This is a genomic window from Candidatus Omnitrophota bacterium (assembly GCA_023227985.1).
Taxonomy (GTDB): Bacteria; Omnitrophota; Gorgyraeia; order Gygaellales; family Profunditerraquicolaceae; genus JALOCB01.
In genome coordinates, this window is the sequence record JALOCB010000016.1 from 25,272 (window position 1) to 32,437 (window position 7,166).

A 7,166-nucleotide genomic window follows, 5' to 3' on the forward strand; every position below is an offset into this window, starting at 1 on the left:
ACAAGCGTTTAAGTTTAAATACCCAGCCGCTTGAATATCTTGTTAACGTTGCGCAGGTAATAATCCAGGTTGAATATCTTATCCAGGTCTTTTAAGCTGAAATATTTAGCCACTTCTTTATCGCCGGCCAGATTAGCCTTGAAATCCGTGCCTTCTTTCCAGGTCTGCATCGCGCATCTTTGCACCAGGTCATATGCCTTGGGCCTGCTCAAGCCTTTATCCATAAGCGCTAAAAGCATGCGCTGGGAAAATATAAGGCCCTTGGTCTTCAACAGGTTGATCAGCATATTCTGGGGATATACCAGAAGCCCGTCGATGACCTTGATGAACTTGTTCAACATATAATCCAATGTAATGGTGGAATCCGGCAGAATAACCCGCTCGGCGGAAGAATGGCTGATATCCCGTTCATGCCAGAGCGCCACATTCTCCAGGGAAACAAGGCTGTTCGCCCTAAGGACCCGGCTCAGGCCGCAGATACGCTCGCAGATCACCGGGTTTCGTTTATGCGGCATAGCCGATGAGCCTTTTTGCCCCTTGCCGAACGGCTCTTCCGCTTCCAGGACCTCGGTGCGCTGCAGATGCCTGATTTCCAAAGCGAATTTTTCCAGGGATGAGGCGACAATAGCCAGAGCGGACACATACTGCGCGTAAATATCCCTCTGAATTACCTGTGTCGCGATATTTACCGGCCTTAACCCCAGCTTTTTGCAGACATACGCCTCTACCGACGGGTCGATATTGGAATAAGTACCGACCGCTCCGGAGAGCTTGCCCACGGATATGGCGCCTTTGGCGGCCTTCAGCCGCTCGATATTCCTTTTTGTTTCATCATACCACAAAGCCAGCTTCAAACCGAAAGTCACCGGTTCGGCGTGCACGCCGTGGGTCCTGCCGATACAGGCCGTATCTTTATATTCCTTGGCCTTGCCGGCTAAAGACTTAAGCAGCCTTTCCAAATCAGAGATCAGGATATCCGACGCCTCTTTTAACTGAACATCCAGGGTATTATCCAAAAGGTCCGACGAGGTAAGGCCTATATGCAGATATTGGGCGTCTGAGCCGATATATTCGGAGACATTGGTGACAAAAGCCACGATATCATGCTGAGTCTTTTCCTCGATCTTCAGGATCCTGGAGGTATTGAACTTAGCCTTGGCCCGCATCCTTTTTACCGCGGATGCCGGGATCAAGCCATTTCGTGAATGCGCCTCACAGACCAGAAGCTCGATCTCCAGCATAATCCGGAATTTATTCTCGTCCTGCCATATGGCGGACATTTCAGGCAAACTATATCGTTCTATCATATAAAAATATCCTCCTTGAGCACGGGCTCAACACCAACCTATTACCGCAAAAGCGGGATACTGCCGTATCTAATAATGGCAGGCGCCTCTAATGATTGGGTGTTATTTTAGAAGTCTTATTATAACAAAAATGGGGGTATTCTGCAAACAAAATAAGCTCTAAAAACAGCTCTGACGGGACAGAAAATATGGCAATAAAATATATTGACAAAATACCGCAAAAATGCTATATTTAGCCAATAAAATAATTATAAGGAGCAGTCAACAGAAGTGTGTTCAATAAGCAAACCGTAAAGCCTAGACCGTGTAATACCAAAGCTTTACGGCTTTTTTTTGGGAGGAGGTGAACAGAAACAAATGGCAAAAGGCAAAGTGAAGTGGTTCTCGAACCAAAAGGGTTATGGCTTCATCACCGGCGATAATGGCAAAGACGTGTTTGTCCACTATAGCGCCATAACTGGTGAGGGCTATAAAACGCTGGAAGAAGGCGTGGAAGTCGAGTATGAAGTTACTCAAGGACCCAAAGGCGAACAAGCTACCGACGTAAAAAAAACCGCATAACTTCAACAAATAAAAAAGCCGTTGTCTTGATCAAGAACAGCGGCTTTTTTTATTGAACAGCCCCCTATAACCGTTCAGGGACATTGATCCGGTTTATAAGTAAACAATATCATCCTTATAGAACAAAGAAAGGAACAAAAGCATATAATCCCTTAAATGCCGGGTAATAAGATAGTTGTTTCGTATATGTTCCCTGCCGTTCTCTCCCAGCTTTTTGGCATATTCCGGGCTGTTCAACAACTGCTTGATGGCGAACGCCGCGCCCTGGACAGAACGACACATCAGCCCGGAATATTTGTGTTTTATCTGCAATGGTATCCCGCCGACATTCGACGCGACCACCGGCTTGCCTTTCCATAACGCTTCAGCCACAGTCAGGCCGAACCCCTCCCGCAACGACTTCTGTATGATTACCGTCGAAGCCCGCTGTAAAGCGTTTATAACTATATCATCCTGGGGAAGCAGTAAAATATGTATATCTTTGTCTTTTTTGGCCTTCTCCATGACTTCATTCAAGACCTCTATCCCTTCAGGATCGTCGGAAGCCCCGCCTCCGGCTAATATCAACCGGCAATCGGTGTACTTTTTTACCTGCTGGTACGCGTCTATCACCCCCACCGGGTCCTTTAAACGGTCAAACCGCGATATCTGAGTGATAATAGGCTTATCCCGGAGTATTCCGTACTTCTCCAATACATCATTGATGACATCCTCCGGCAAGTCCTTGTTCTTATCGCTAAGCGGGTCTATGGAGGGAGAAATGAGGAACTGCCTTATAGGCAGTCTGCGCGAGAATGACGGAGCCGAGAATACGGCGGAATCGTACTGTTCTATAAAATCCATCAGAAAAGACCACACCCGCGCGTTAGGATCGGACACGTCCACATGGCAGCGCCATATCCACTTATTGTTCTTCTTTTTCTTGATCAAAGCGATCGGCTGCGGATCATGGATGAAAACTATATCTCCGCTGGCGTCAAATTCTTCAATATTCTGCCTGCTTGTTTCCATAAAAGTCTCAAAATCGCCCCGGGTTATTTCTTCCGCCCTGCCGTGGAGCGCGTTATGAAACTTCTTCGTGACATTAAAGAACTTCTCGCCGCCCTTCACAAAGTCCCAGCGGGTATCGATCCCCAGCTCTTTGAGCAAAGGGACCATTCGGTTCAATATCTCCGCCACGCCGCCGCCGACAGCGGTCGAATTGACGTGCTGGACTTTCTTGCCCTTCAGTTTACCGGCGATCAAGCGCAGGTCATCCAGGATGGCCGGGCCTACGATCGGTCCGTATTCATCAAGTTTATTCACGGCGTTCACCCATACGTTTATCAATGATCGCAATAAGACTGTTGCGCAGGTCTTCCAATGTGCGGGTATACGGATCAAGCCTGGAGATCTCATCAGCCAGCGCTGTATCTCCCAGTGCGGTAGCTATCCAGTTAGAAAAGTCGTTGGTCTCCTGTTCAAGCCGCAACCGCGCCTCAAAAACATGGTAATAGATCGAATCTATGGTTATCCGCTTAATGATCTGGAGGAACTCCGCAAGGTTATTGGCGACATTATTAGTCGGGATCACAAAACTTACCGCTTTAACAAAATGGAATTCTTCGCCTATCGAAGAAAATCTCAATTTCGCCAAAGGCTTGCTCCTTAAGTAAGCCTCGACTGTTCGAACGATCTCATCGCGCAGGCTGCGAATGTTCCGGAATTGCACGGTGTCGATGCTGGCCAATTGCTCGGCCAGTTCGTCCTCCCCGACCATTTCGCTTACCCAGTAAGCGAAATCATTAGGCGGCTCCGGGGACAAATACTGGTGCTGCTGCAGAAACCTGTGGGTATGATAATAAATGCTGGAACCGGGGACTTGTTTAAGCAATTTAAGCAGTTGGTCAAGGGTAGAAGCCCGCAAACCGGTCAATTCCGACAAGTGCAATCTGGTATAGAATCTGAACTGCTCTTTTGCCAAAAGCATATTCATCCTTTTCTATCGTAGAACTCGCATACTTCCCCCAAGAATCCGCGAACCTCTTGAGGGTTGTTAAGGTAATACCTGGCAGCGGTCTGTTGAGGCTTGCCGACGAACACCGTAAGGCTGTTTTTTTTCAACACCTTGAACGCGTCTTCGTCTGTGGCGTCATCCCCGAAGTAGGAAAGGACCGCATCCTGGTCGTTACCCTGCGATTGCCATTTATCGATTATCCACAATACAACCGAGCCTTTATCCCAAAGCACAGCAGGCCGGATATCATAAACCATTTTTCCGTTACTCAATCTTATCTTATTCCTGAGGATATACGGGCTCAAGGCTGTTTGCACGCGTTTGAGGAATTTCGGCAATTCCGGTAATTTAATAAGGCGAAAGTGCACTGAGATGCTCAGCCCTTTATCCTCGATAACCCCCCCCTCAAAACCCAAGACGATATTCTCGAGTTCCGCTTTTACTTCCTTGATGCAGTCTTTTTCGCTTTGGCTGACGGCAATAGACCGCTTTATTCCGGGGCCCTCGACCTCCAACCCGTGATTCCCGGCATACACGATCCCGTCCACCCCGACTTTATTCTTAATGTCCCCGATAGACCTGCCGCTTATTACCGCCATCCTGCACATATCCAGGCCCGCCAGCCTGAGAAGCAGTTCCCTTGTTTCCCCGGGCAGAACCGCGGCCTCCGGGGTGCTGGCGATATCGGTTAAAGTCCCGTCATAATCCAGGAATAAAAACAAACGGTTGCCTTTTAACAGGCTTTTTACATTTTTCCATTCCAGAAAAGATTGCCCCATTCTATGCCGTTTTAATAGCTGTCAATTCCGAGATAATACTCCCGGCCCATTTATAAACATTATTTTCCGACACAAGCTTGCGCATATTCTCCATCCGCCTTTGCTTCTCCTGATCCGGCATCTCCACCGCCGATTTTATAGCGTCGGCGAATTCTTCGATAGAATAAGGGTTGATCAGAACGGCATCGGTCAATTCCCGGGCGGCTCCGGTGAATTTGCTCAGGATCAATACCCCGTTCAAGCCGCTCTTTGACGCGACATATTCCTTGGCCACCAGATTCATTCCGTCGTGCAAAGAACTGACGATGCACAGGTCTGACAGGTGGTAATACGGGGTTATATCCTCGGGGGAAAAATGCTTTTTTAGATATATTATCGGTTTCCATGCGCCGTCCGAATATTTCCAGTTCTTCTTTTCGATCAGCTCATCGATCTCAGAGATCAGCTCATGGTAACGCTTGATATGCGTGCGGCTCGGAGCTGCCAGCTGGATGAACACGAATTTATTCTTATATTCCGGGTATTTCTCGATAAAGCGGTCGACCGCATGTATCCGCTCGATGATCCCCTTGGTATAATCGATCCTATCCACCCCTACCGCTATTATCTTCCCTTCCAGATTAAGCTCTTCCCGGATCTTCTTTATCTGCATCTCTTCGGATACCGAAGCCGCGCCTTTGAAAAACCCGTCAACACTGATAGGGAAAGCCCGGACCAACGTCTCCTTGTTCGCCCGGACCACGCTGAATTTTTCGGTATCCACGCGGCATTCTATCAGCCTGTTAGCGGTATCCAGGAAATTATTGCAGTGGAACTGCACGTGAAAGCCGATCAGGTCACAGGCCAGCATCCCGTCCAATATCTCATGCTGATACGGACATATCGCGAATACTTCCGGATTCGGCCAGGGGATATGCCAGAACAGCGCCACTTTGGCATCCGGGCGTTTCTCTTTGATCATCCGGGGCAAAAGAGTAAAATGATAATCCTGCACGAACACAAAAGGATTTTTGGCCGGGAGCTCTTCCAGGATGCTATCGGCAAACTGCTGATTGACCTTTTTATACATCAGCCAATCGGATTCCTTGAAGATCGGGCGGGTATGGGTAACGTGGCATAACGGCCATAATCCTTCATTCGAGAATCCGTAATAATACCCTTCTTCCTCCTCCTTGGTCAACCATAACCTTTTCAGGATATAACGGTCATCTCCGGGAGGGACCCCCAATTTGTCTTTGGAATTAACGAATTTCCTGTCAGCTTCAGTGCTTCCGTGGGCGACCCATGTCCCGCCGCAGGCGCGCATTATGGGATCGAGCGCGGTTACCACGCCGCTGGCTGGCCGGATACATTTCGTGATCCCGGTCATCTCATCAAAAACATGCATATAGGGTTCGCGGTTGGAGACCACAAAAAAAGCATTCTCCCCCAACTTGGCATGGACAAGATCGCGCAGCTTGGCTTCCGTCCAAACCTCTTCTTCCTGAAGTCTCTCCTGCGCTTTATCGGTAACTATCCTTCTGGCCACCCTTAAACCCAGGGCTACCTGCTCTACTTCGCTGATCAGCTTTCCAAACTCGCCTTTTTCTTCAAAAGGCCGCAATTTATCGATCTCGCCCCGCTGAAAATGCAAGAACCATTTAGTCAATCTGCGCACAGGAAGGATAAATATCTGCCTCTGGAGCAAAAAAACGGCTATGGTTATCAGCAATACGATTATGATCAGGGTATTGCTTATCTTTTTCCATAATTCCGTCAAAGTGTTAAAAAGATACGAGGTATCGTATATGACCTCGACCAGACCCAAAACGCTGTCATCATCATTAATTACCGGAAGAATATAGCTGTACACGGAATAATCCTGAAATTGTTCCAAAACCGCACGCGGGGCTCTGGTCGAGAGGATATTCATTAGATATGATTTATCCCTATTCCTCCAGTCGGAAAATCGTTCTGTGATAGCAAAAATCTCGCCTTTCCGGTCATAAATAACGCATCCCTGGAGCCGCTCCCGTTTTTGGAAGCTTTCGACCAGGCGATTAGCGGCATTCAGATCATTGTTGGCGATAATGTATTTCGCGGACAATACCAGGCTTTCATCCACGGTCTTTGCTTTGCGCTTCAGGTCATCCATCAATCTATCTTCCGTAAAACGGACTTGCATAACTCCCGATACAGTTACCCCCAAAGCGACTATTATCAGTATAGGCAGAAGAAACAAAACAATTCTTTTCATATGGTTTGCCCTTTAATTAAACAAAAAACCGCCTTCTGCGTTTTTAAAGCAGAATGGCGGCCCGACCATCCCAATATCCCCCCTCTGGGCATACCACCGTATCCCCAGACCTCTTTTTTACTTATTATTCTTATGGGCTTTATTATAACACAACCTGCGATAAAGACAATGTTTACTCCCGCGCCCCTTTCGGCGTGGGGGGACGACGCCCCTCTAAATGAAAAAGCCCCGAACAATGTTCGAGGCTAAAAAAATGCCGAGGGAGGGAATCGAACCCGCCCCCGCTT

The 7,166-nt window shown here is 48.0% G+C and carries 6 protein-coding genes; 1 reads left to right on the plus strand and 5 read right to left on the minus strand.

All coding sequences use genetic code 11. From position 1 onward, the window contains the following. Nucleotides 1-14: 14 nt before the first annotated feature. Nucleotides 15-1,307 (minus strand): adenylosuccinate lyase, encoded by a 1,293-nt coding sequence (gene purB / locus M0R35_04980; protein MCK9595014.1) that lies wholly within the window; start codon nucleotides 1,305-1,307, stop codon nucleotides 15-17. A 357-nt stretch (nucleotides 1,308-1,664) separates the two neighbouring features. Between purB and M0R35_04985 the strand changes: the two genes are divergently transcribed. After that, entirely contained in the window at nucleotides 1,665-1,868 is a 204-nt protein-coding gene (locus tag M0R35_04985) for a cold-shock protein (GenBank protein ID MCK9595015.1), read from the plus strand. A 93-nt stretch (nucleotides 1,869-1,961) separates the two neighbouring features. Here M0R35_04985 and M0R35_04990 read toward each other — a convergent pair whose 3' ends face one another. From M0R35_04990 to M0R35_05005, 4 genes are read right to left on the minus strand one after another with little or no spacing between them, the layout of a single operon-like run. After that, nucleotides 1,962-3,173, minus strand: a complete 1,212-nt coding sequence (locus M0R35_04990) for a glycosyltransferase (GenBank protein ID MCK9595016.1) — start codon at nucleotides 3,171-3,173, stop codon at nucleotides 1,962-1,964. Further along, a complete protein-coding gene (locus tag M0R35_04995; GenBank protein ID MCK9595017.1) occupies nucleotides 3,166-3,837 on the minus strand; it encodes a DUF5752 family protein in 672 nt (223 codons plus the stop codon). The genes M0R35_04990 and M0R35_04995 overlap by 8 nt, the downstream gene beginning before the upstream one ends. A 2-nt stretch (nucleotides 3,838-3,839) precedes the next feature. Further along, the gene (gene otsB / locus M0R35_05000; protein MCK9595018.1) at nucleotides 3,840-4,643 is read right to left on the minus strand and encodes a trehalose-phosphatase; all 804 of its coding nucleotides are present in this window, start codon (nucleotides 4,641-4,643) and stop codon (nucleotides 3,840-3,842) included. Between the two features lies 1 nt (nucleotide 4,644). Beyond that, nucleotides 4,645-6,879: a trehalose-6-phosphate synthase gene (locus M0R35_05005; protein MCK9595019.1), complete on the minus strand. Its 2,235-nt coding sequence runs from the start codon at nucleotides 6,877-6,879 to the stop codon at nucleotides 4,645-4,647. Nucleotides 6,880-7,166: the final 287 nt, after the last annotated feature.